Genomic DNA, 22,350 nt, shown 5'->3' with positions numbered 1-22,350 from the left:
GGAAACAAAAACTTCACTCGGCAGCAACACCTGATCCGAGATCCGGAAGCAGAATTGATTTAGCAAATCTCATTCCTTCTCCGCCACAGGAGTACCTATTATGCCCCTGTTCATCAGCAGGCGAAATCGCGGCACGAGAAGCGGAAGAAGCGACGTTCACCCCGTGGACGAGGTACTGCCGCCGGGGAAGCTGCTCGCCTACGGTGTGCAGCACATCGCCGCGATGTACGCGGGGGTGGTGGCTCCCCCGCTCATCATCGGACAGGCCCTGGAGCTCGGGCCGCTCGACATGACGCTGTTGATCGGGGCGAGCCTGCTCACCGCGGGGCTGGCCACCCTGCTTCAGGCGGTCGGGGTGTGGCGCGTCGGCGCCAGGATGCCCTTCGTCAACGGTGTCACCTTCGGCTCCGTCGCACCGATCCTGGCCATCGTCGCCCAGCACGACCAGCAGAACGCCCTGTCCATCGTGTACGGATCCGTGCTGGTGGCCGGTGTGCTCGCCTTCCTGGCCGCACCCTACTTCTCCCGGCTCGTGCGGTTCTTCCCGCCGCTGGTCAACGGAACCGTGATCACGCTGATCGGGTTGTCGCTGTTCCCCGTCGCCATCGGCTGGATAGCGGGTGAGGACTCCGAGGCCCCCGACTTCGCCTCACCGCTGCGCATCGGCCTCGGAGCGGGAACCTTCCTGCTGGTGCTGGTGCTGAACCGGGTGCTGACGGGCTTTTTGAACCGAGTCGCGCTGCTGATCGGCCTGATCATCGGAACCCTCGTGGCCTGGCCCCTCGGCGCGGTGGACACCAGCACCTTCGCCAGCGCCCCCGTCTTCGACGTGCCGATGCCGTTCGAGATGGCGGCCCCCTCGTTCAACCTCTCGGCGACCATATCCATCTGCATCGTGATGCTGGTGGCCATGATGGAAAGCACCGCCGACATGATCGCGCTGGGCGAGATCGTCGAGCGCCCCGCAGGCGAGCGGACCATCGCGGCCGGGCTGCGCGCCGACGGCGCGGGCAGCGCGCTCAGCGCGGTGTTCGGCGGTTTCACCTGCAGCGCGTTCGCGCAGAACATCGGTCTGGTCGCGCTGACCAGGGTCAAGAGCCGCTTCGTCGTGGCAGCTGCCGGCGGGGTGCTGATCGTGATGGGGCTCTTCCCGATCGTGGGCGGCGTGGTCTCCCTGGTGCCCAAGCCCGTGCTGGGCGGGGCCGCGCTGGTGCTGTTCGGCTCCGTGGCTGCCAGCGGGATGAAGACCCTGGGCAAGGCCGACCTGGGCAACTCGCTCAACTCCCTGGTTGTGGCCGGTTCCCTCGGCATCGGCATGATCCCGATCGTCTCCCCCGACTTCTACGAGCACTTCCCCGCCGCGCTGCGCACCGTGCTGGACTCCGGCATCAGCACCGGCTGCCTGGTGGCGCTGGCGCTGAACCTGCTGTTCAACGGCGCCCGGTCCGCGGGAGCGGAGCAGGAACCGTCCTCCGCGGAGGAATCCCCGGACACCGCTTCCGAGGCGGAGGAGGCGGAGGGCGCCCGAGCGGAGTCCCTGCCCCTGCCCCGCTCCGGCGAGGCGCACGGCGAAACCGAACCGAGCGAGCGCCCCCTGTAGCGCGGGCGGAGCACTTCCCCCCGCGGGCCCGATCGAGTGCGACCGGGCCCGCCTCGCGCGGGCGCTCGCCCCTCCGGACCACTCCTCCGGGACCGAACGACCGAGAGCGCTCGGCCGGGCGCCCGAAAAATCGGACCACTTTCGGACACTCACTTGTTCGTCCCATTCGATTCCGGGAAGAATCCGCTTCCGTCGGCCGCCGAGCTGAAAATCATCCACTCCCGACCTGGCTGGACCGCGCGACTTCCCGGAAAACCGCTTCCGGATCCAGCCGCCGGTGCCAGAGCGCGAAAGAGACGCATGTCGGATCCGTCCCGTGAATCAGCGCCACGTTCAACGACCGACCCGAGCAGGCGGAGCCTGCTCGGTGCCGCCCTCGGAGGCGGCGCCGGACTGCTGCTCCTCGACCGGCGAACGGCCACCGCGGCCGCGGTGCCGCGCGACTCGGCGATCGCGGACACCGCGACCTGGGGTGCCAGGGATCCGAGAGCGACGATCGACGTGCTCGACCACGCCCCGTCCAAGATCGTCGTCCACCACACCGCCACCCCCAACGGCACCGACTACTCCCGGGCGCACGCCTTCGCCCTGGCACGGTCCGTCCAGGACCACCACATGGACGTCAACGGCTGGATCGACACCGGGCAGCACTTCGCGATCAGCCGCGGCGGGTACGCGACGGAGGGCAGGCACCACAGCCTCGCGGCGGTGCGGGACGGCTCGCGGCACGTGGTCGGGGCGCACACCGCCGGGCAGAACCGACTGGCCGTCGGCATCGAGAACGAGGGCACCTACGACGAGCTCGACCCGAGGGACGCGCAGTACACGAGGTTGGTCGAGCTGTGCGCGCGGCTTTGCCGCCGGTACGACATCGCGCCCCACGAGATCTACGGTCACCGGGACTTCAACGCCACCGACTGCCCCGGTGATCGGCTCCACGCCCTGCTGGGGCGGTTGCGCTCGGACGTGGCGGCCGAGGTCGGCGGGGACCCGACCGGCGTGAGCTGGCCACTGCTGCGCTCCGGGGACGCGGGCGATCCGGTACGCGTGCTGCAGTACCTGCTCAGCGAGCACGGAGCCTCCCTGGCCGCCGACGGGGTGTACGGCCCCGCCACCGAGAGCGCGGTGGGCGACTTCCAGCGCTCCACCGGTGCCGTCGTGGACGGTCTGGCGGGGAACCAGACCTGGAACCAGGCCGTCCGGGAACGCGGCAGCGGTGATCGCGGTCCGGCCGTGCGGGCGGTGCAGCACCGGCTCGGCACGGCGGTGGACGGGATCTTCGGGCCGAACACCGCGACGGCGGTGCGCTCGTTCCAGGCCGACCGCGGGATCACTACCGACGGAGTCGTCCGGGTCCGCACCTGGCGGGCGTTGCTCCGCTGAGTCCCGCCGAAGCCGCGGGTCCGCCACCGCAGTGGACTCGCGAACCGAACCAACCCGATCGTGGAGGTATCCGTGGGATCGAGACGAACAGCACGTGGCGCGATGAGCCTGCTCGGCGCGTTCGCGCTGAGCCTCGGCCTGGCCAGTGGGGCCGGCCTGGTCGAGCCGGCACCCGCCGCGGCCGACTCCTGCTACACCTGGGGGCAGACCCTGTCCCGGGGTGACAGCGGAAGCGACGTGCGCGAGCTGCAGGTCCGCGTGGCGGGCTGGGCCGCCTCCGGAGACCCGGTCAACATCGACGGGGTCTACGGTCCGGAGACCGCGAACGCGGTGGAGCGGTTCCAGCGCGGCTACGGCCTCTCGGTCGACGGGGTCGCTGGCTCGGAGACCTACGGGCAGATCTACGCCCTGCAGGACGGTGACTGCACCCCGGCGCACTTCGCGTTCTCCGAGTTCACCTCCGGTGACGGCAGCGGCTTCTCCGGAGGCAACACCAGTGCCTCCAACGTGCGCACCAACGTGCTGCGCAACATGTGGAAGCTGGAGGCGATGCGGCACAAGCTCGGCGACAGCCCGCTCTACGTCAGCTCCGGCTTCCGCAGCGTCGCGCACAACGACGCCGTGGGCGGAGCCCCGAACAGCAAGCACACCTACGGAAGCGGCGTCGACCTGACCGGTGCTCACTCGCTGTGCGACCTGGCCCGCGCGGCCAGGAGTTCCGGCTTCAACGGCATCATCGGCCCCGGAGCCTCCGGGCACAACGACCACACCCACCTGGCCACCCGTTCGGGGCGGTACTGGAACGCACCCGACTGCTTCTGACCGAGGTTCGCCGTTCGGGTTGACCGGAGCGGTCGCTTGGCCGAACCTCTCGCGGGCTGTCGCCGCGGGAATCCCGGCAGCGGGTGGCCGCGAAGCGCCTCGAAACGACCGTGCCGCACCGGGCGGCGCGGTCGTCACCGCCCCGGATCGTCGATAGTGTCAGTTCTCGTGAAGAGCACCGCGCGGCACGACGGGCACCTGCCGCACCACCTGGCTCTGGCGTGGGCCCTGCTGTTCGCCGCGCTGAGCGTGTTCTGGGCACTCGGCGGGGAGACCGGCCTGCACCCGCTGGAAACCCCCGATCCGACACCGCTGTTCACACTGGTCAACATCGGCGCCGCCGCGCTCAAGGCCGGCCTCGGCCTCGTCGCCTGGCTGGCCGCCCGCGAGTGGCGGCGGCGCGCGGTGCGCGGTCTGCTGGCGCTGGCGCTGTGGGCCTCCGGGGTGGTGTGCGCGCTGTACGGCGTGTTCGGCCTGGTGGGCAACGGCCTGGTGCTGGCCGGGGTCGTACCGGTCGCGGGCGGGGTCAGCAGCTGGTACTGGTACTACGTGCTGCTCTGGGATCCCTTCTGGGTGCTGGGCGGAGCGCTGCTGCTCGCGGCGGCGCTGCGCTCCGGCCAGCCGCGCGAAACCGGGGAGGCCGGATCCGGGTGGCGCATGTTCTGAAGGGCGCTCCGGGTGCCCGTCGTCCGGGGGCGTAGGGCCCGACTTTCCGTAGAATCCGCGTCGACCGGCAGCACCGACGATCCGGAGCGGACGCCCATGCCGACGGACTCGATCGCGGAGATCACCAATCCACTGCGGAGTCTCGATCCCGCTTCCGACGACGCCGACCTGGAAGTGCTGCGCGAGGTGGTCGGGCGGGCCAGGGTCGTCTTCCTGGGCGAGAGCGCGCACTTCACCGCCGAGTTCAACCGGATCCGGGACCGGGTGCTGCGGTTCCTGGTGCGGCGGATGGGGTTCTCGGCACTGGTGCTCGAGTCCGGATTTCCCGAGGGGATCGCGGTGGACCGGTGGGTCCGGGGCGGGCCGGGTGAGCTCGCCGACGTCGCCCGCGAGGGCATCACCTACGAGTTCGGTCGCTGCGTCGAGATGCACGAGCAGCTGAGCTGGATGCGGCGGTGGAACGTCGAGCACGAGCAGCAGGTGGGCTTCCACGGCATGGACGTTCCCGGGTGGTGCGCTTCGCCCGGCCCCGGGGTCGCGGCGTGCCTGGACCGGCTGCCCGCCGAGCCCGGGGACCGCGAACTGCTGCTGGCGGCCCACCTGGCCCCCTCCGGCAAGTCTGCTCCCGCCCCGGACGCTTCCGGGGCACCGAGCGTGCCCGCGGGCCTGGCGGAGTCGATCGACGGACTGATCGGGCGCGCCACGGCGGTGGGAGACGTCGTGGCCGCGCAGTGCGCCCGTGGCGCGGCGCGGGTCGTGGAGTTCCTGGAGCGCGGGCTCTACCCCGGTGCGGACCGAAACCTGCGCAACGAGGTGATGGCCGAGAACCTGGAGCGGATCCTCGAGCACGAGCAGCGCGTCCTGGTGGCGGGGCACAACGTCCACCTGCAACGCGCGCTCTCCTTCGACGGCACCACCACGGTCGGCGGCCTGCTGGCCCCCGCGCTGGGCGAGGACCTGGTCGTCATCGGCGGTACGCACGCCTCCGGGCGCGTGCCGGACCTCGCTCCGGAGGCGCCCCCCGAAGGGCGTTACTTCGCGGCGGGAGAGCAGCCCCCGCCTCCGGAGGGGCACACCCTGGAGGCCGCGCTCGACGCGGCCGGGCACCGGGCGCACCTGGTCGACCTGCGCCGCCTGCCGGAGGAGACCCTCGCGGGCACCACCGCCCTCCGGGCGCAGACCCCGCACCACACCGTGCTGCTGGACACCGCCCCGCGCGAGGCCTTCGACGCCGTCTGCCACGTGCACGCCGTCCACCCCGCCCGAGGGGCCGCGGACCTCCCCTGACGACGCGGCAGCGCCGGCCCGGGAACCCGCGCTTGGGGCCACTCGACCGGGGGAGACCGGAGCCGTCGAACGAACCCATCCGCCGAACTCCTACTAGGGTGTCGAACGTGAACCCGCTGCCGGCAGGCAACACGTTCGCACCGTACGGCCCTTCCCACTGGACGATCCTGGGCGTGGTTCTCGTGGGGGCGCTGCTGCTGGTCTGGTGGGGACGCCGGAGCGGTGGTGTGGCGTTCGCACGCGGGTTCGCCTGCGTTCTCGGGGTGTTCGCACTCGCCATGCAGGTCTACCGACTGCTGCCCTCGCAGTGGAACATCGGCGACTCGCTGCCGCTGCACCTGTCGGATCTGGCCTGGATCGTGGCCGTGTACGCCCTGTGGTCCCGCCGGCGATGGGCCTGTTCGCTGACGTACTACTGGGGCCTCACGCTGAACACCCAAGCCATGCTCACCCCCGCCTTGGACTCCCCCGGTTTCCCGCATGTCGATTTCCTCGACTTCTGGGTGCAGCACACCCTGGTGCTCTGGGCGGCCATTTATCTGACCTGGGGGCTGGGGATACGGCCGGACTGGCGCAGCTACGCCACGACCGCCTCGGCCACCGTCGCGTGGGTGCTGGTGATCCTGGGGTTCAACACGTTGGCCGGCACCAATTACGGCTTCCTCAACGCCAAACCGGCCAACCCCTCACTGCTGGACCTCCTCGGCCCCTGGCCGTGGTATCTCGGGGTCGAGCTCGCCGTTGGACTCGCCGCGTGGGCCCTCATCACCTGGCCGTGGACGCGGACCGCGCGAAGCACCGCCGCCGGCGGTGGTGCGCTGACGCAGCGGTGGCGGTGAAACGAGCCCGGGGTGACGGCCCCGGTGCCTCGGCGGTTCCGGGGGTGGCCCGAGAACACGTGCGGACCGCGACAACGGGGGCGGGAAGGCCGGGGAACCCGCGCTCGTGGTCAACGGAGGCGGTGGAGCCCGTCGAGAACGCGGCGCATGAGCACCAGCTCCGGGTGATCGGGACCGTGGTCGGCGCCGCCCCGGTTCGCCGCCGGGTCCGGAACTACCGGTTCCCGCGGCTCCTGCGGGGTTCCGGCACGCGGTGGATCGAGTCCGAACAGATGCGGGTGCCGATCGGGGTCGTGCGGCGGCCAGCGGATGAGCTCGGTGGTGGGCTGCTCGGGGCGGAGGAGCGATTCCGGCTGGAGCGCTGCCAGGCGGCGAGCCGCGCCCCCGCTGCCGCACGCGTGACGCGGTCGGTAGCTGACGCGGTTTCCCCAGGTACCGAGCACGATCGCCGTTCCCGCCAGCAGCACCACCGTGCTCAGCAGCATCGCGGGATGCGTGCTCATTCCGGCTCACCTCGCCCGCCCGGCTCGTCCGGCTCGTCCGGGTCCACTGTGGTGGGCGGCTGACCGCCGCCGAACGAGAGCGTCGCCGCGTAGTCGCGGAGCTCCCGGGCCAGGCGTTCCAGCACCCCGGCCGTCTCGGCGCACCCCTTGGCCGTGGCCCTGCCCGCCGCGATGTCGTAGGAGGCCTGCTCAAGCTCCCACTGCTCGTGGGCCAGCACGATCGCCAGCTTTCCCGCGTGCGTGGTCACGACGCCTCACCTCCGGCCCGCAGCGCCGCGTCCAGCACATCGCGCAGCTCGCGCGCCTGCTCCACCGTCCACAACGTCCGGTGGTAGATCGTCGGCGTCCGAATCCGGATCCGCTCACCCACCCGGGAGACCCACAGCGCCGACGGGCCGGACTCGTCCCGGCAGGGCACCCGCACCCCCGGGCCCGACAGGTCTCTGGATCTCGACGACATGACGCGACCTCCTCGCAGTGCTGTATCGCTGTATCTCAATCCAGAGTGCTGGATTGAGTTACATCCGTGCAATCGCACGTTCGAGTGATGATCTCCGCAGCCGCCATCGGCTACGGTTGGTTCATGAACCGATCCAAACCGAGCAGCCCGAAAGCGCGTTCATTGGCCGCTGAACTGCGTAAAGTTCGTCAAGACACCGACGTTGGCGTCCGCGAACTGGCTCGCAGGATCGGAACATCACACGGCTGGGTAACCAGAACAGAATCCGGCAGCCGTTCGATCAGCGTCGATGACGTGACCAGCATCCTGGCAGCGCTGGAGATTTCCAGCGGCGAACGCGAACGTCTCGTCGACATGGCGCGCGAGGCGGACCAGCCGGACTGGCTGCGCCCCGGTATCCCCGGAGTCAGGGAAGAACTGGTGACGCTGATCGAGTACGAACGCACGGCTACCCACATGATCCAGGGCGCTCCCCTGCTGATCCCCGGCATCCTTCAAACAGCCGACTACGCGCGGGCGATCATGGCCGGGCTACCGGTGGGCGAACGTGAGGCCAAGGTCGGAATGCGCGCCGCTCGACGCGATGTGCTCACCAAAGTGCAAGCACCGGTCTTCGAAGCGTTCATCCTGGAACACGTCCTGCGTGACTCGGTGTGCGATCCGGCGGCCCATGCCGACCAGCTGCGTCACCTGATCAAGATGTCCGAGCTGCCGAACGTCTCGATCCGGGCGCTGTCCAAGGAATCGGGCTGGACTCCCCTGCACAGCGGTCACTTCATCCACTTCGAATTCGGCGACGCGGCACCGATCGTGCACCTGGAGACGCTCGGTTCCGGGGTGTTCCTCTCATCTCCCGGAGCTATCTCCAGTTACGCGGGGGCCGTAGGTAGCCTCCGGCAGGCAGCGATGACCGAGCAGGAGACGATCGAGTTCATCACTTCCCGGCTTGAGCAACTGGAGGAGGAGACCGCATGACGACACGTGTCGAAGGATGGCGCAAAGCGAGCTACTCGTCCCGCGAAACGGATTGCGTCGAAGTAGGACGGTTATCCGACGGCGCTGCCGTCCGGGACACCAAGAACCGCGCGGCGGGCCACCTCACCACCACAGCGCAGCAGTGGGCGGCGTTCATCACCGCCGTCAAGGCCGAGCGCTTCGGCTGAACCGACCCGGCCCCAGCCAACCATGGCCGGAACGCGGCGAGCACGGACGAGGCGCCTCCGGCAGAACCACGAAAACTCCGGAGGCGCCGTCCGTCCCCGCCGAACCTCCGCCCCGGGCGCGGCGGCGAACCGGGAGAGCTACACCCGACCGAGCTGCCGCAGCTCGGACTCGGAAGCACCGGTCATCCGGGCGGCCTCCGCCGCGTCGGTGGCGCCGTTGTCCAGCGCCCGCACGAAGGACGCGGCCAGCGCCCGCGCGGTGGCGGGCTCGTCCAGCACCGCTCCCTCGGCGGCCGAGAAGTAGGCCGCCAGCCGGGCCGCCGCGGAATCGGCCGAGTCCCGGAACTCGGCGAACACGGCCGCGTAGCGCGTCACCAGCTGCGCCGGGTGCAGGTCCCACCCCTGGTAGAAGCCGTGCTCCAGCGAGCGCCGCACCAGCCCGTAGTGGGTCCGCCAGCCGTGCCGCACCTGCTCGGCGTCGCCCACCGGCAGGACGTTGGTGGACCCGTCGGACAGGAAGATCCCCGTCCCCGCCGCCGAAACCTGCATCACGTGCCTGGCGAAGTCGCAGGCCCGGTGCGCCAGGTGCTGGTGGGCGGCCGTGAGCCCGCACCCGGCCGTGTAGTCGTAGGTCCCGAAGTGCAGCCCGCTGATCCTGTCCTCGCCCGCACCGATGAACTTCGGCAGCGCCAACCTGCCCTCCGTGTCCACTATGGACTGCGTCGTCTCCACCTGGATCTCGAAGCGCAGCGCCCCCGCGGCGAGCCCGAGGCTCCGCTCCAGCATCCCGAGGACCCCGACGAACGCCTCCACCTGGCGCACGTCGACGACCTTCGGGAAGGTCAGCAGGACCCCCTCCGGCAACCCGCCGTGGCGGTCGATCAGCTCGGTGAGGAAGACGTCCAGCGTGCGCACCGAGCGGGCACGCAGCTCGGGATCGTCGAAGGACTTCACGCGCAGCCCGAAGTTGCCGGGGGCGGTTCCGCGCTTCAACCACTCGGCGACCACCCCCGCGGTGCGCTCGGCGTCTGCGTCCTCCGCCTCGTCGCCGGGCGCGCCGTAGCCGTCCTCGAAGTCGATCCGCAGGTCCTCGACCGGCGAGTCGTGGAGCTTGGCCCGCACCCGCGGCAGCACCTCGGCGGCGCGCTCGGGCGGCAGTTCGAGGATCGCGGCGAACTCCTCCGGAGCGGGAGCGTGCTCGTCGAGCGCGGCCAGGGCCCCGTCTCCCCAGTTCCGCAGGACGTCGGCGTCGACCCGGCCCGCCGGGACGTAGCAGGTGTGCACCGGTTGGCGCGTCGCTGCGGTCCTGCGGAACCTGGCCGCGACCCGGGCATCCACATCGGCCAGCGGAGCCAGCCGCGCGTCCACATCGGACTGGTTCAACGAGGTTCTGGGCACTTGTCCTCCTCCGAATTCTTGGCCCCACAGCGGAGCTCTGCGTGCGTGCTCGGGTAGCCGTCACGTGAGTCGGCGCCTTGCTGCGTTGGAGGGCACCTCGAGTAGCGACCTACGCCACGTGCCCTCCCGCCTTGCAATGCATCCGACTCACGCACCGGAGCTCCTCGTCCTGCCTGGGCTGAAGCGCTCGCGTCGAACGGATCCCCTGTTCGGGGGAGTTCCGGGGCGAGTTCTTCCGGCCCGGCGCTGACGGGCGCGCTCGGTGGCCGCCGGAGCCCGGGGACGGCCACCGCAGCGCTCGGTTCAGTCGATCTGCTCGTAGGCGGGCAGCGTCAGGAAGTCGACGAACTCGTCGGCCACCGCCACCCGCTCGAACAGCTCCACGGCCCGGTCGAGGTTCTCGCTCGGGAAGCCCTCCTCGTCCCGCAGCTGCTTCTCCGTGTCGGCCAGCACCTGACGCACCAGGTCCTTGGTGACCTGCCTGCCGTCGTTGAGCACGATGTCGTTGTGCAGCCACTGCCAGATCTGCGAACGCGAGATCTCGGCGGTGGCGGCGTCCTCCATCATGTTGTGGATGCCGGCCGCACCGTTGCCGCCGAGCCAGGACGCGATGTAGCGCACCCCGACGTCCACGGCCGAGCGCAGTCCCTCGAAGGTCTTGTCACCGGGGGTCTCGGCGGTGTTGAGCAGGTCGGCCGCGGACACGGAGACGTCCGCGCGGTCGCGGTCGAGCTGATTGGGCTCGTCCCCCAGCACCGCGTCGAACTCCTCCTTGCACACCGACACGGTGTCCGGGTGGGCCACCCAGGAGCCGTCGAAGCCGTCGTTGGCCTCGCGGCGCTTGTCGTCGTGGATCTTGGCCAGCGCCCGTTCGGTGACCTCGGGGTCGCGCCGGTTCGGGATGAACGCGGCCATGCCGCCGATCGCGAAGGCACCGCGCTTGTGGCAGGTGCGCACCAGCAGCTCGGTGTAGGCCCGCATGAACGAGGCCGTCATGGTCACGCTGTTGCGGTCGGGCAGCACGAAGTCCGACCCCGCCGAGCGGAAGGTCTTGATCACGCTGAACAGGTAGTCCCAGCGCCCAGCGTTGAGCCCGGCGCTGTGCTCGCGCAGCTCGTAGAGGATCTCCTCCATCTCGAAGGCCGCGGGGATGGTCTCGATCAGCACCGTGGCGCGCACCGAGCCCTGCGGCACGCCGAGGTCCTGCTGGGCCTGCACGAACACGTCGTTCCAGAGCCTGGCCTCGAGGTGGCTCTCCATCTTGGGCAGGTAGAAGTACGGCCCGGTGCCGCGGCGCTGCCCCTCCTGCGCGTTGTGGAAGAAGTACAGCCCGAAGTCGACCAGCGCACCGACGACGGGCTCGCCGTCGACGAGGATGTGGCGCTCGTCGAAGTGCCAGCCGCGGGGACGCACCAGCGGAACCGCGTGCTCGACGTCGTCGCGCAGCTTGTACTGCTTGCCGTTCGAGTTCAGCTCGACCTGCTTGCGGATCGCGTCGTACAGGTTGACCTGGCCGGACACGACGTTCTCCCAGTGCGGGGTGTTGGCGTCCTCCAGGTCGGCCAGCCAGACCTTGGCTCCGGAGTTCAGCGCGTTGACCGCCATCTTGCGGTCGGTCGGGCCGGTGATCTCCACGCGGCGGTCCCGCAGCGCGGGCGGGGCCTCGGCGACCTGCCAGTCGGACTCGCGGATGTGGCAGGTCTCCTCGAGGAATTCGAGCTTGCCGGTGCGGGCGGCCTCGTCGCGACGCTGCTGGCGGCGGGCGAGCAGCTCGTCGCGCCTGGCGCCGAAGGACCGCTGCAACCGCGCGACGAACTCGAGCGCTTCCGGGGTGAGGATCTCGTCGCCGCGCTCCACTGGACCGCCGCGGACCTCAACGCCCTGTGCCGGGGTCGTTCGGGACATGAGTCCACCTCTTTCTGGTGCCGGGTTACAGACGGTGGCCGGGGGCACAGCTTGCCGTGCCGAGGGCTCCCTCGCACCCCTCGGAGCGAGTTCGCTGCTGGCTGGCGGTACACCCGTTATGTTTTTTGCATCGTGGAGGTTAGTTTCCACATAACGTCACAGACAAGGTGAACTGGACCACCCGGGGAGGCGGGAACACGCGGAGCACCGGTCACCGAGCACTCAGCGGGGCCTCCGCCGAACGGCGGACGGCTACACTGGTTCATCGCCGTACGGTGGGCGGAACCGAGCCACCGACGAGGCCGAGCACCACACGGGAAGAGGAAAACTGGGATGGCGGCTGGACAGGACGCGAACGGCACCGGCACCGATCGCGCCAAACCCACTCAGGGCGGCGTTCAGTCGGTCGAACGCACCTTCGAACTGCTGGAACTCATGGCCGACGCGGGAGGCGAGGCGACCCTCAGCGACCTCGCCGAGGCCTCCGCGCTGCCGCTGCCCACCATTCACCGGATCATGCGCACCCTGGTCCGCGCCGGGTACGCGCGCCAGCAGCCCTCCCGCAGGTACGCCCTGGGGCCGAACCTGATCCGACTCGGCGAGACGGCCAGCCGCACGCTCGGTTCCTGGGCTCGCCCCTACCTGGCCGAGCTGACCGAGGCCACCGGCGAGACGTCCAACATGGCCGTGCTCGACGGGGCCCAGATCGTCTACGTGTCGCAGGTGCCCTCGGGGCACTCCATGCGGATGTTCACCGAGGTGGGCAGGCGGGTGGACGCGCACGCCACGGCCGTGGGCAAGGCCGTGATGGCGACCATGCCGGAGGAGAACGCGGTCCAGGTGCTCAACCGCACCGGCATGCACCCGCAGACCGAGCGCACCATCACCGACGTCGAGGCGATGCGCGCGGAGCTCGAGCGCATCCGCGAGCTCGGCTACGCCCTCGACGACGGCGAGCAGGAGGTGGGGGTGCGCTGCTACGCGGTGGCGATTCCCGACGCGCCCACGGCCGCGGCGATCTCCATCAGCGGCCCCGAGGCGCGGATGAAGCGGATCGCGGCCGAGGACGTGGTCCCGCTGATGCGCAGGCTGGCCACCGAACTGGGCGACGAGCTCAGCGCTGCGGGGGAGCCGACCTGAGCACGGCGCCCCGAGATCCGCGGGCGGTCTCGGGGCGCCGTCGTGGCAGTGCTCTCCGTCGGACGAGCGACGGAGGTGGCGGAGTCAGGCCTGGCTGACCGGGGTGACCTTCAGATCGGCACCGTGCACCGGCTCGTCGGGCCAGGCCACCTCGACGTGGTTCCGCTGGACACCGGTGGGCGCCCGGAACTCGACCGAGCCGACCGCGTTGTGCTGTCCGGTCGCGGGCTGGAGGAAGTAGGACACCCCCGAGTGATCGGCGTCGATGGTGACCGGCTCGGCCACGGTGTGCTCCGCGGTGGCGAAAATCCCCGTCGCGATCTCACCGTTGGGCTGGTAGAACCTCACGCTGGTGGGAAATCCCTGCATCACGCAGTGGGTGTCCGCGTCGGCTGCGGTGTAGTGCACCGCGAAGGCCTGCTGCCCGGCCCCGCCGTGCGGGTCCTTGGTGATGTCGATGGACAGATCCCCGGCAGTGCACGAGGAAACCGGCGCGGCGGACCGCGAGGAATCCTGCTCGTTCTGCGTCGCGGCCGTGGAACCGAAGGCCGTGCTCACCATCGCCCCCGTTGCCAGCAGGGCAGCGGCGATACTGGTGGTAATCGTCGAACGTCTCACGAAAAGAACTCCCTGTCGCGAAATTTCGGAACGATCTGTTCGATCGAATTTCGCCCCGGAGGACGCCAATTCGAGCAGAATGGTTCATCGATGGTGAAACAAGTCACATCAAAACAACCCGATCGGGCAATCGATTTTCGCGGCAAAAAACAGGGACGCCGCGATACGATTCGTCCCTTTTCGGGGAGAATCATTCCGCGACGCCCCCGTCGCACTCCTCCACCTGAGGGAATCGACTCACTCGAAGGCGGGCGGCAACCGGTCCCACCAACGCCGCCCCTGCGGCAGCAGGGAGAGCTCGCGCGTGTCGTCCCCGCGGCGGCTCATCCGAACCAGCAGGTGGTCCTCGGACAGCCGCTCGGCGAAACCACCACCCCACTCCACCACCACGGCGGCCTCGGTCAGCTCCGTGTCCAGGTCCAGATCGTCGAGCTCGGCCAGGGAAGCGAGCCGGTAGGCGTCCACGTGAACCAGCGGGGTGCCCCGCCAGTCCGCGGGGTGATGTTCCCGGGCCAGCACGAAGGTGGGCGAGGTGATCCGCCCCTCCACCCCCATGCCGGTGGCTATCCCACGCACGAGCACCGTCTTGCCCGCCCCGAGCGGACCGTCCAACAGCACGAGGTCGCCCGGAACGAGCAGCGCCCCGAGCGCGGCGCCGAAGCGCCCGGTCTCCTCCTCGGTCGCCAGCTCGAAAGTCCAGGTCGCAGAATCGGAAGTCAACTGCCGCTCACCTTCTCCGCGGAATCCGCGGCCCGCGCTCTCCGCGCCGCGCGCCGCACCAGATCTCCCAACCGGGCGGTGACCAGCTCCGCCCGCTCGAGAACCACCATATGCCCGGCCCCCTCGACCCGGACCAGCTCGGCCTCGGGCAGCTCGGCCGCTATCGCCTCCGAGTGGGCGAAGGGGGTGAGCCGGTCGGCGTCACCGGCGAGGACCAGCACCTCGCAGCACCGCAGCCCGGCCAACGCGGCCCTGCGGTCGTGCGAGCCGAGCGTGTCCAGGAAGTCCGTCACGGTCTCCACCGTGGTGCCCGCGATCATCGCGTCCGTCAGGTCGACCAGCTCCGCGCTCACCTCCCGACCCCCGAAGGCCAGCCCGCGAACCAGGCTCCGCGCCACCCCCGCACCGGTGCGGCGGACCTGCTCCACCAGGCCGGGCTGCCAACCGGCCAACGCCCCCAGCGTCCTGGTGACCGGGTTGTGCTTGGACAACCACGGCCGGGGCAGCCCGCTCGCGCCCACCTCACCGGCCGAGGTCCCGAGCAGAGCCACACCGCGCACCCACCGGCGGAACAGCTCGGGGCGCTGCTCGGCCAGCGCCATGATCGCCATTCCCCCCATGGAGTGGCCGACCAGCACGACCGGCCCACCTCCCGCAGTCGCGCGCAGCACCGCGTCCAAGTCCCTGCCCAGCTGCTCGATCGTGCTGTTGGCCCGCGTGGAACGGCCGGAGCGGCCGTGGCTGCGCTGGTCGTAGAGCACCAGCCGCACCCGGGGATCGGTCGACAGCGGCATCTCCGCGCACTGGAAGCGCCAGCAGCGCGAGTCCAGGCTGTAGGCGTGCACCAGGACCACGGTCAGCTCGGCCCGCCCCCCGTCGGCAGGCTTCACCTCCCACACCGACAGCGGAACCCCGTCGTCGGCGGCGACCGTGGACCTGCGGACGGAGTCCGACTCGTCCGGCGGCACCGCACCGCGGTCGTCCCCGCCCGGTGCCGTTCCCCGCGCGCCCCGGGAGGCGAGGCTCACCGCGGTGCCGGTCACCGCGGCACCGAGCACGCCGGCGGACCAGGCCAGCGCCCGCCGGGTCCTCATGCCGCCTCCTCCGCGACCAGCGTCCTGCTCACCCTGGGGCGATACATGCCGGTGACTATCTCGTAGTGGATCGTGCCCACCTCACGAGCCCACTCGGCGACCGTGGGCTCGCCGTCGTCCCCCGGGCCGAACAGCACGACCTCGTCGCCCTCCTCGACCTCGTCGTCATCGCAGCAGACCACGAGCTGGTCCATGCACACCTTGCCGACCACGGGACGACGCTTGCCCCGCAACCAGACGGACATGCGCCCGGACAGCGAACGGGGAACCCCGTCGGCGTAGCCGACCGGGACCAGGGCGAGGTTCGTCTCCGCGGGAGCCACCCACACGTGCCCGTAGGAGACTGCCTCCCCCGCCTGGATCCGCTTGGTCAGCACCACGGTGGACCGGAAGGTCATGGCCGGGCGCAGGTCGTGGGCCCCCGCCTGGGGAACGGGATCCAGCCCGTACAGCGCTATGCCGGGACGGACCATGTCGAAGTGCAGGTCGGGCCGGGTGAGCAGCGCGGCCGAGTTCGCCAGGTGGCGCAGCGGGCGCAACCCCGCGTCCACCGCCTGCTGGTGGGCCAGCCGGAACCGCTGGGCCTGCATGTCGATGGAGGGGTGCCCGGGTTCGTCGGCGCAGGCCAGGTGCGACCAGACCGCGAAGACCTCCACCGACCCGTCGGCCTCGGCCTTGGCCGCCTCCTCGACCAGCCGGCCCCAGTCCTCGGGGAGCGCGCCGTTGCGGTGCAGACCGGTGTCGATCTTGAGGTGGATCCGGGCGGGTCCGCCGACGGCACCGACCGCCTCCACGACCGCGTTCAACTCCCGCGAGCTGGACACGGAGAGGTCCACGCCGGCGGACACGGCGGCGGCGACGTCGTCCTCCCGGAGGTAGAGCCAGCACAGCACGGGGGCCTCGACACCGTCGGCGCGCAGTTGCAGCGCCTCGGCTATCGAGGCCACGCCCAGCCACTCGGCCCCGGAGCGCAGCGCCGCCGAGGCCACGGCCGACGCTCCGTGCCCGTAGCCGTCGGACTTGAGCACGGCCATCGTCCGGGCCCCGGAACGTCGAGCGCGGTCGGACAGCGTCCCCACGTTGTGCCGGATCGCGGCTAGATCGATGCGCACATCGGCACGGTGCGCGGCCTGGTCGTTCATCGCGGCTCATGGTCGCACAACACCGGTGCGCTGTCGGTTTCTACCTCGCCGAACCGGTCGCGGCGGCACGAACCTCGCGAATCGCGGCCGGCACGGCGGCCAGCAACGCCGAGGCGCCGATCGGAGCCCCCACCGGCGGCTCCGCGAGGTCCCGCTCGGCACCTCCCACGCGGGGAGCCCGCCCACCGCGCTCGACGCCCCCGGCGGCCGCGATCTCGGCGGCCCTGGCGTGCACCAGCACGGCGCAGCCGCAGGCCCACAGTGGGTCCACACCGGCGGCCAGCAGCTTGCCGAGCACGCCGGTGAGCACGTCCCCCGAACCGGCCGTGGCCGGCCAGGCCTGCCCGGAGGGGTGCACCAGCACCCGCCCGTCGGGCGCCGCCACGACCGTGGAGTTGCCCTTCAACAGCAGCAGCACGTCGTAGCGCCGGGCCGCCTCGCGCGCGGCCGCCACCCTGTCCTCGGGGTGCTCCCCGGCCAGCCTGGCGAACTCCCCGTCGTGCGGGGTGAGCACCAGCGGGGCGTCCGGGTCCCGCGCGTCCCACAGGGCCGCGTCGCGGGCGAGCAGGGTGATCGCGTCCGCGTCTGCGACCACCGGTCTGCCCTCCTCCAGGACCCTGGCCAGCACCTCGCGCCCGTTGCTCCCCGTGCCGATCCCCGGTCCGACGGACCACGCCTGCACGCGCCCCGCGTCCCCGACCGACCCGGTGGCCACGACCTCGGGCCAGCTCCCCCGCACCGCGTCGGCGGCGGGCCCCGCGTAGCGGACCATCCCGGAGGCGGCCCGCACGGCCCCTCCGGCGGTGAGCACCGCGGCCCCGGGGAAGTTGGCCGAACCGGCGGCCACCCCGAGCACGCCCTGGCTGTACTTGTCGTCCTCCGCGGAGGGGACGGGCCACGCACCACCGGCGTCCTCGGGGTCGAGCACCCCGAGGTCCGGCTCGTCCAGGTAAGGGGTCAGGCCGATATCGACGAGCCGCACCCGGCCGGAGCGCTCCCGCCCCGCCTCGAGCACGTGGCACGGTTTGAGCCCACCGAAGGTGACCGTCACCTCGGCGGAGACCGCGGTTCCCCCGACCAGCCCTGTGGTCGGATCCACCCCGCTGGGCAGGTCCACCGCCACCACCGGGGCCGCGACGTGTTCCACCGCTTCCGCCGCGAGCGGCCGCAGCCCGCCGCGCGCGGAGAGCCCCACCACCCCGTCGACGACCACGTCGCCACGGTGCAGCGCCCCGACGGCCTCCGCGGTCAGACCGGACTCGCCCTCCGCTTCCAGGGCGCGACCACCAGCCGCGCGCAGCGCGCGCAGGCCTTCGCCGTGCGTCCTGTCGGGGGCGAGCAGCACCGCGGTGACCCCGACCCCGCGACCGCGCAGCAGCGCACCGGCCCAGAGCGCGTCACCACCGTTGTTGCCCGCCCCGACGAGCAGCGTCACGTGCCTGCCCGCGACGGCGCCCGCGCGCTCGCCGAGCAGCCGCCGCACGTGCAGGGCCACCCCGTGCGCGGCGCGGCGCATGACCACCGGTTCCGCCACGGTTTCGAACAACCGCTCCTCCGCGGCCCTGATCCGGTCCGGTGTCCACACTCCGCGCATGGGCTGCTCCTTCAGATCCTTCCGAGGCGCTTCGGGCGAGTCCCCGACCCGACCGCTCTCGCTCGGGTCGTCCTGGAAGTTTAGTGTCCGCGCGGGCAGGGCGAGTGCTCACCAGGCCGGGTGATCGACGGGCCAGCGAAGCAAGCGCTTACGAGCCCGAGCAGTCGGCGCCGCCACGCAAAGCTCCGCCGTGAATCGCGGAAAGGACTACTCCACGGTCACCGACTTGGCGAGATTGCGCGGCTTGTCCACGTCATACCCGCGGTTGCGCGCGACCTCGGCCGCCAGCACCTGCAGCGGGACCGCCGAGACCAGCGGTTGCAGCAGCGTGGGCACGGCGGGCACCTCGATGAGCTCGTCGGCGAACGGGCGGACCGCGTCGTCGCCCTCCTCGGCGATGACGATGGTGTGCGCGCCGCGCGCCTGGATCTCGCGGATGTTGGACACGAGCTTGGCGTGCAGCTGCGAACTCCCCTTGTTCGAGGGCATGTTCACCACCACGGGCAGCCCCTCCTCGATCAGCGCGATCGGCCCGTGCTTGAGCTCGCCCGCCGCGAACCCCTCCGCGTGCATGTAGGCGAGCTCCTTGAGCTTGAGCGCTCCCTCCAGAGCCACCGGATACCCCACGTGCCTGCCGAGGAACAGCACCGCCTTCGACTCGGAGAACCGCGCGGCCAGCTCGCGCGTCTTCCCCACCGTCGACAGGGCGGAGCGCACCGCCTCCGGCATGGCCGCCAGCTCCTCGAACTCGCGCTCGAGCTCCTCGGCGTACTTGGTGCCCCGCGCCTGGGCCAACGCCAGCCCCACCAGGTAATTGGCCGCGATCTGGGCCAGGAACGTCTTGGTCGCCGCCACCCCGATCTCCGGACCGGCGTGGGTGTAGAGCACGGCGTCCGACTCGCGCGGGATCTGCGCCCCGTTGGTGTTGCTGATGGCGAGCACCCTGGCGTGCTGGGTGCGCGCGTGGCGAACGGCCTCGAGGGTGTCGGCCGTCTCCCCGGACTGGGAGATGGCCACGACCAGCGTGTCCCGCCCGAGCACCGGGTCGCGGTAGCGGAACTCGCTGGCCAGCTCGACCTCGACGGGGATCCGGCACCAGTGCTCGATCGCGTACTTGGCGAGCAACCCGGCGTGATAGGCGGTTCCGCAGGCCACGACGAACACCTTGCCGATGTCCCTGAGGTCCTGCTCGCTGAGCCGCTGCTCGTCGAGGACGACCCCGTCGGAGAAGTGCCCGCGCAGCGTGTTAGCCAGCGCCTCCGGCTGCTCCTCGATCTCCTTGAGCATGAAGTAGTCGTGACCGCCCTTCTCCGCCGCGGACAGGTCCCAGTCCACGGTGAAGGGCTTGGTCTCCACCTCGGCGCCTGCGAAGTCGGTGACCCGGTAGCCCTCCCTGGTGATGGTGACCACCTGGTCCTGGCCGAGCTCGACCGCGTCCCTGGTGTGCTCGATGAAGGCGGCCACGTCCGAGGCCAGGAAGGTCTCACCCTCACCGACCCCCACCACCAGGGGCGAGGAGCGCCGGGCCGCGACGATCCGCTCCGGCTCGGCGGCGTGCGTGACCACCAGGGTGAACGCACCGGTCAGGCGATCGGCGATCCTGCCGAGGGTGGCGGGGAGATCACCGGCGGTCTCGCCCGCCTCGTAGGCCCGGGCGATCAGGTGAGCGACGATCTCGCTGTCCGTGTCGCTGCTCAGCTCGACCCCGTCGGCCTCGAGCTCGGCGCGCAACGCCGCGAAGTTCTCGATGATCCCGTTGTGCACCACCGCGACCCGTCCCGAGTGGTCGCGGTGCGGATGGGCGTTGCGATCGTTCGGGGCCCCGTGCGTGGCCCAACGCGTGTGCCCCATGCCGCCGCTCCCCGCGAAGTGTTCGCGGTCGGAGGCGGCGAGCCGCTCCTCCAGGTTCGACAGCGCTCCCGCGGAACGCTCGACCGCCAACGAGTCGGAGCCGTTCAGCAGGGCGATGCCCGCGGAGTCGTAGCCGCGGTACTCCAGTCGCCGCAGCCCTTGAAGCACCACGTCGAGAGCAGGGCGATGTCCTAGGTAACCCACAATGCCGCACACTCGACTCAGCATAGCCACGAGATGTGGTCTGAACCTGATACGCATCCACCAGCCGGGTGACGGAGCACCCGTCCGACCGGTCGCTGGCACGGTGCGCGAGCAACATCCGCTACCGTTGCGAGCCATGGCCCACAACGCCAAGAAGGTGCTGCACGAGCTCGCCGAGCGCGGACCGCACGACGTACTGCACGGGGATCTCGCGCTGATCGGACTGCCCGGCGTCGTGTGCGCACCGCGCAGCGGGCGCGGGCTGGCCGCCATCGCGTTCGGGCACGGCTGGCTGCAGCCACCCCGGCGCTACGTCCGGCTGCTGCGCCACCTGGCCTCCTGGGGATTCGTGGTGGCCGCTCCCGCCACCCACACGGGGCCGTTCGCCTCGCACCGGATGTTCGCCGCCGATCTGCGCACCGCGCTCGACGTCTGCGTCGGGGTACGACTCGGCGAAGGCGGGATCAGCGTCGACGAGCGCAAGCTCGGAGTCGCCGGACACGCGATGGGCGCGGGCTGCGCGGTGCTGGCGGCCGCCGAGGACCCCCGCGTCCGCGCGGTGGCCGGCATGGCCCCCGCCGAGACCATGCCCTCAGCGATCGGAGCGGCACGGCAGGTCACGGTGCCCGGACTGCAGCTGGCCGCCGAGAACGACCTGCTCGCCCCCGCCCGGGGCAACGCGGAGCCGATCTCCTCCGCCTGGGGCGGGCCGGTGCAGCTGCGGAGCCTGCGCAAGGCCGGGCACCTCGGTTTCACGGAAGGCAGGCACTGGAGCGAACTGCTGCTGCAGGGCAAGTCGCACTACGGCACGCAACGGCTGTCCCGAGCGCTGCTTACGGCGTTCTTCCTGCGCACGCTCGTCGGGGACAAGCGGGGGCAGGTGCTGCTGTCCTCCGACGTCGGAGGGTCGAGCATCGACGAGCAGCACAGCACGGGAGCACTGGCCGCGGCCTGAAACCGGTGGCGGTGATTCGGGAGGATCGTCCCGGAATCCGAAGCGATTCATCCACAATGGCCAACTATGAGCACGCCGCAATCACCTCACGGACCACACGGCCCGCAGCAGCCACCCGCCGGTGGTATCGCCCCTCATCCACAACCGTGGGGTAGAGCACAGCCTCCCCCAGGGCAGGCACCCCTCCCTGGGGATTTCCACCCCGGCCGAGCGCACGACGGGTCAGATCACCGCGTTTCCGAGCAGCAAAGCGCTCCCCCGGAAACGGCCGGACCACTGCTCCTGGTCGCCGCGGTCTGGGGTGCCGTAGCAGGACTACGCGAGTTGTCCATGTCCCTCTACGACACGGTGTTGAACTACTGGATCAACTACAGTGACCGTGAGTACCACCGCTCCGTGTCAACGGAGATCTTCAACCACTTCCAGAGCCTGCTCCTGCTGGCGAGCGGAATCGCGCTGATGACGCTGTCCTTCCTACTGCTCAAACGTTCCAAAAAGGCACTTCTCCTCGCCACGGCCGGAATCATCGTTCTCGTGCTGTCCTACGTGAGCCATGCAGGCGAAATGATCTTCCACTGGTACTCGGACAGGAGCACAGTTCTGCTGAACAGCCTGGTCACACAGCTGCTCAACGTGACGCTCTTCCCACTCGTCCCCGCTCTGTTGGTGTTCGTCCCCGGAGTGCGGAATGCGCTGCGCGGAGCAGAACCTCCGCCTGCTCCTGCCGTTCCCCTCGACCGGCCCCAAAACTGAGAAACTGAAGGAGCACGGGAGAGCTCCCGATCCGGCGCCACCCATTCCGCACGACTCCTTGGAACGGCCAGACCATGAACACACCACAACCGCGGTACGGATCACCACAACCGCTACCGAACGATCCCGCGAGACACCAGCAGCCCCCGCCGTACCCAGCAGCGGGTCAGCAGCAGTGGCCACACTACCCCGGAGCCGTCCCCCCGGCGGCGCAGTACGGACAGCAGCCCTGGCACACCCCCACCGGAGCGCA

At 70.7% G+C, this 22,350-nt stretch carries 22 protein-coding genes; 11 read left to right on the top strand and 11 right to left on the bottom strand.

Going from position 1 to position 22,350, the window contains the following annotated elements; genetic code table 11:
• Window positions 1-100 precede the first annotated feature (100 nt).
• The 6 genes from G9Q41_RS06310 to G9Q41_RS06285 all read left to right on the top strand — a co-directional run bounded on the left by G9Q41_RS06310 (window position 101) and on the right by G9Q41_RS06285 (window position 6,597).
• A complete protein-coding gene (locus G9Q41_RS06310) occupies window positions 101-1,600 on the top strand; it encodes a nucleobase:cation symporter-2 family protein (protein WP_242687139.1) in 1,500 nt (499 codons plus the stop codon).
• A gap of 300 nt (window positions 1,601-1,900) precedes the next feature.
• Window positions 1,901-2,983, top strand: a complete 1,083-nt coding sequence (locus tag G9Q41_RS06305) for an N-acetylmuramoyl-L-alanine amidase (protein ID WP_165631819.1) — start codon at window positions 1,901-1,903, stop codon at window positions 2,981-2,983.
• A 102-nt stretch (window positions 2,984-3,085) separates the two neighbouring features.
• A complete protein-coding gene (locus G9Q41_RS06300; protein WP_165632102.1) occupies window positions 3,086-3,805 on the top strand; it encodes a D-Ala-D-Ala carboxypeptidase family metallohydrolase in 720 nt (239 codons plus the stop codon).
• A 168-nt stretch (window positions 3,806-3,973) separates the two neighbouring features.
• Window positions 3,974-4,471, top strand: a complete 498-nt coding sequence (locus tag G9Q41_RS06295; protein ID WP_165631820.1) for a DUF3995 domain-containing protein — start codon at window positions 3,974-3,976, stop codon at window positions 4,469-4,471.
• A gap of 96 nt (window positions 4,472-4,567) precedes the next feature.
• A complete protein-coding gene (locus G9Q41_RS06290; protein WP_165631821.1) occupies window positions 4,568-5,758 on the top strand; it encodes an erythromycin esterase family protein in 1,191 nt (396 codons plus the stop codon).
• Window positions 5,759-5,865: 107 nt separating this feature from the next.
• On the top strand, window positions 5,866-6,597 hold the full coding sequence (locus G9Q41_RS06285) for a TIGR02206 family membrane protein (RefSeq protein WP_165631822.1): 732 nt from the start codon (window positions 5,866-5,868) through the stop codon (window positions 6,595-6,597).
• Window positions 6,598-6,707: 110 nt separating this feature from the next.
• On the opposite strand, the gene G9Q41_RS06280 is transcribed toward G9Q41_RS06285, so the two are convergent.
• The 3 genes from G9Q41_RS06280 to G9Q41_RS06270 are packed head-to-tail and all read right to left on the bottom strand — an operon-like array spanning window position 6,708 to window position 7,560.
• Entirely contained in the window at window positions 6,708-7,100 is a 393-nt protein-coding gene (locus tag G9Q41_RS06280; RefSeq protein ID WP_092526119.1) for a hypothetical protein, read from the bottom strand.
• A complete protein-coding gene (locus tag G9Q41_RS06275; RefSeq protein ID WP_092526116.1) occupies window positions 7,097-7,348 on the bottom strand; it encodes a hypothetical protein in 252 nt (83 codons plus the stop codon). Before G9Q41_RS06275 ends, G9Q41_RS06280 begins: the two co-directional genes overlap by 4 nt.
• The gene (locus G9Q41_RS06270) at window positions 7,345-7,560 is read right to left on the bottom strand and encodes a hypothetical protein (protein WP_092526113.1); all 216 of its coding nucleotides are present in this window, start codon (window positions 7,558-7,560) and stop codon (window positions 7,345-7,347) included. Before G9Q41_RS06270 ends, G9Q41_RS06275 begins: the two co-directional genes overlap by 4 nt.
• A gap of 87 nt (window positions 7,561-7,647) precedes the next feature.
• On the opposite strand from G9Q41_RS06270, the gene G9Q41_RS06265 reads away from it, so the two are divergent.
• Window positions 7,648-8,535, top strand: a complete 888-nt coding sequence (locus tag G9Q41_RS06265; RefSeq protein ID WP_347568687.1) for a helix-turn-helix transcriptional regulator — start codon at window positions 7,648-7,650, stop codon at window positions 8,533-8,535.
• Window positions 8,532-8,723 (top strand): DUF397 domain-containing protein, encoded by a 192-nt coding sequence (locus G9Q41_RS06260; RefSeq protein ID WP_165631823.1) that lies wholly within the window; start codon window positions 8,532-8,534, stop codon window positions 8,721-8,723. The genes G9Q41_RS06265 and G9Q41_RS06260 overlap by 4 nt, the downstream gene beginning before the upstream one ends.
• A 138-nt stretch (window positions 8,724-8,861) precedes the next feature.
• Here G9Q41_RS06260 and G9Q41_RS06255 read toward each other — a convergent pair whose 3' ends face one another.
• The gene (locus G9Q41_RS06255) at window positions 8,862-10,121 is read right to left on the bottom strand and encodes an aldolase (RefSeq protein ID WP_165631824.1); all 1,260 of its coding nucleotides are present in this window, start codon (window positions 10,119-10,121) and stop codon (window positions 8,862-8,864) included.
• 303 nt (window positions 10,122-10,424) lie between these two features.
• Complete coding sequence (gene aceB, locus G9Q41_RS06250; RefSeq protein ID WP_165631825.1) at window positions 10,425-12,026, bottom strand: malate synthase A; 1,602 nt, start codon at window positions 12,024-12,026, stop codon at window positions 10,425-10,427.
• Between the two features lie 333 nt (window positions 12,027-12,359).
• Here aceB and G9Q41_RS06245 point away from each other — a divergent pair, with 333 nt between their 5' ends.
• The gene (locus G9Q41_RS06245) at window positions 12,360-13,166 is read left to right on the top strand and encodes an IclR family transcriptional regulator (protein WP_165631826.1); all 807 of its coding nucleotides are present in this window, start codon (window positions 12,360-12,362) and stop codon (window positions 13,164-13,166) included.
• 84 nt (window positions 13,167-13,250) lie between these two features.
• Here the strand turns inward: G9Q41_RS06245 and G9Q41_RS06240 are convergent, their stop codons facing one another.
• The 6 genes from G9Q41_RS06240 to glmS form a co-directional block, all read right to left on the bottom strand.
• Window positions 13,251-13,784, bottom strand: a complete 534-nt coding sequence (locus G9Q41_RS06240; protein ID WP_165631827.1) for a hypothetical protein — start codon at window positions 13,782-13,784, stop codon at window positions 13,251-13,253.
• A 237-nt stretch (window positions 13,785-14,021) separates the two neighbouring features.
• Window positions 14,022-14,504 carry a tRNA (adenosine(37)-N6)-threonylcarbamoyltransferase complex ATPase subunit type 1 TsaE gene (gene tsaE / locus G9Q41_RS06235; protein ID WP_165631828.1) on the bottom strand — a complete coding sequence of 161 codons (483 nt, stop codon included), beginning with the start codon at window positions 14,502-14,504 and terminating at the stop codon, window positions 14,022-14,024.
• Window positions 14,501-15,598 carry an alpha/beta hydrolase gene (locus G9Q41_RS06230; RefSeq protein ID WP_165631829.1) on the bottom strand — a complete coding sequence of 366 codons (1,098 nt, stop codon included), beginning with the start codon at window positions 15,596-15,598 and terminating at the stop codon, window positions 14,501-14,503. The genes tsaE and G9Q41_RS06230 overlap by 4 nt, the downstream gene beginning before the upstream one ends.
• Entirely contained in the window at window positions 15,595-16,740 is a 1,146-nt protein-coding gene (alr, locus tag G9Q41_RS06225) for an alanine racemase (RefSeq protein ID WP_165631830.1), read from the bottom strand. Before alr ends, G9Q41_RS06230 begins: the two co-directional genes overlap by 4 nt.
• Before the next feature lie 40 nt (window positions 16,741-16,780).
• Window positions 16,781-18,334, bottom strand: coding sequence for an NAD(P)H-hydrate dehydratase (locus tag G9Q41_RS06220; protein ID WP_165631831.1), 1,554 nt, complete (start codon window positions 18,332-18,334; stop codon window positions 16,781-16,783).
• Between the two features lie 207 nt (window positions 18,335-18,541).
• Window positions 18,542-20,401 carry a glutamine--fructose-6-phosphate transaminase (isomerizing) gene (glmS, locus tag G9Q41_RS06215; protein ID WP_165631832.1) on the bottom strand — a complete coding sequence of 620 codons (1,860 nt, stop codon included), beginning with the start codon at window positions 20,399-20,401 and terminating at the stop codon, window positions 18,542-18,544.
• A gap of 124 nt (window positions 20,402-20,525) precedes the next feature.
• Here glmS and G9Q41_RS06210 point away from each other — a divergent pair, with 124 nt between their 5' ends.
• Window positions 20,526-21,344 carry a dienelactone hydrolase family protein gene (locus G9Q41_RS06210; protein ID WP_165631833.1) on the top strand — a complete coding sequence of 273 codons (819 nt, stop codon included), beginning with the start codon at window positions 20,526-20,528 and terminating at the stop codon, window positions 21,342-21,344.
• Between the two features lie 330 nt (window positions 21,345-21,674).
• A complete protein-coding gene (locus G9Q41_RS06205) occupies window positions 21,675-22,097 on the top strand; it encodes a hypothetical protein (RefSeq protein ID WP_165638170.1) in 423 nt (140 codons plus the stop codon).
• Window positions 22,098-22,350: the final 253 nt, after the last annotated feature.

This window comes from Actinopolyspora sp. BKK2, from assembly GCF_011291845.1.
GTDB classification, from domain to species: Bacteria; Actinomycetota; Actinomycetes; order Mycobacteriales; family Pseudonocardiaceae; genus Actinopolyspora; species Actinopolyspora saharensis.
The sequence above is the reverse complement of the archived record's forward strand: the minus strand, read 5'-3'. Positions and strand labels throughout refer to the sequence as shown.

Bases quoted from the DNA above. Each gene is read 5' to 3' on its own strand.
- G9Q41_RS06310 (WP_242687139.1), top strand. From the start codon at position 101: ATGCCCCTGTTCATCAGCAGGCGAAATCGCGGCACGAGAAGCGGAAGA.
- G9Q41_RS06305 (WP_165631819.1), top strand. From the start codon at position 1,901: ATGTCGGATCCGTCCCGTGAATCAGCGCCACGTTCAACGACCGACCCG.
- G9Q41_RS06300 (WP_165632102.1), top strand. From the start codon at position 3,086: ATGAGCCTGCTCGGCGCGTTCGCGCTGAGCCTCGGCCTGGCCAGTGGG.
- G9Q41_RS06290 (WP_165631821.1), top strand. From the start codon at position 4,568: ATGCCGACGGACTCGATCGCGGAGATCACCAATCCACTGCGGAGTCTC.
- G9Q41_RS06280 (WP_092526119.1), bottom strand. From the start codon at position 7,100: ATGAGCACGCATCCCGCGATGCTGCTGAGCACGGTGGTGCTGCTGGCG.
- G9Q41_RS06270 (WP_092526113.1), bottom strand. From the start codon at position 7,560: ATGTCGTCGAGATCCAGAGACCTGTCGGGCCCGGGGGTGCGGGTGCCC.
- G9Q41_RS06265 (WP_347568687.1), top strand. From the start codon at position 7,648: ATGATCTCCGCAGCCGCCATCGGCTACGGTTGGTTCATGAACCGATCC.
- G9Q41_RS06260 (WP_165631823.1), top strand. From the start codon at position 8,532: ATGACGACACGTGTCGAAGGATGGCGCAAAGCGAGCTACTCGTCCCGC.
- aceB (WP_165631825.1), bottom strand. From the start codon at position 12,026: ATGTCCCGAACGACCCCGGCACAGGGCGTTGAGGTCCGCGGCGGTCCA.
- G9Q41_RS06245 (WP_165631826.1), top strand. From the start codon at position 12,360: ATGGCGGCTGGACAGGACGCGAACGGCACCGGCACCGATCGCGCCAAA.
- G9Q41_RS06230 (WP_165631829.1), bottom strand. From the start codon at position 15,598: ATGAGGACCCGGCGGGCGCTGGCCTGGTCCGCCGGCGTGCTCGGTGCC.
- alr (WP_165631830.1), bottom strand. From the start codon at position 16,740: ATGAACGACCAGGCCGCGCACCGTGCCGATGTGCGCATCGATCTAGCC.
- G9Q41_RS06220 (WP_165631831.1), bottom strand. From the start codon at position 18,334: ATGCGCGGAGTGTGGACACCGGACCGGATCAGGGCCGCGGAGGAGCGG.
- G9Q41_RS06210 (WP_165631833.1), top strand. From the start codon at position 20,526: ATGGCCCACAACGCCAAGAAGGTGCTGCACGAGCTCGCCGAGCGCGGA.
- G9Q41_RS06205 (WP_165638170.1), top strand. From the start codon at position 21,675: ATGTCCCTCTACGACACGGTGTTGAACTACTGGATCAACTACAGTGAC.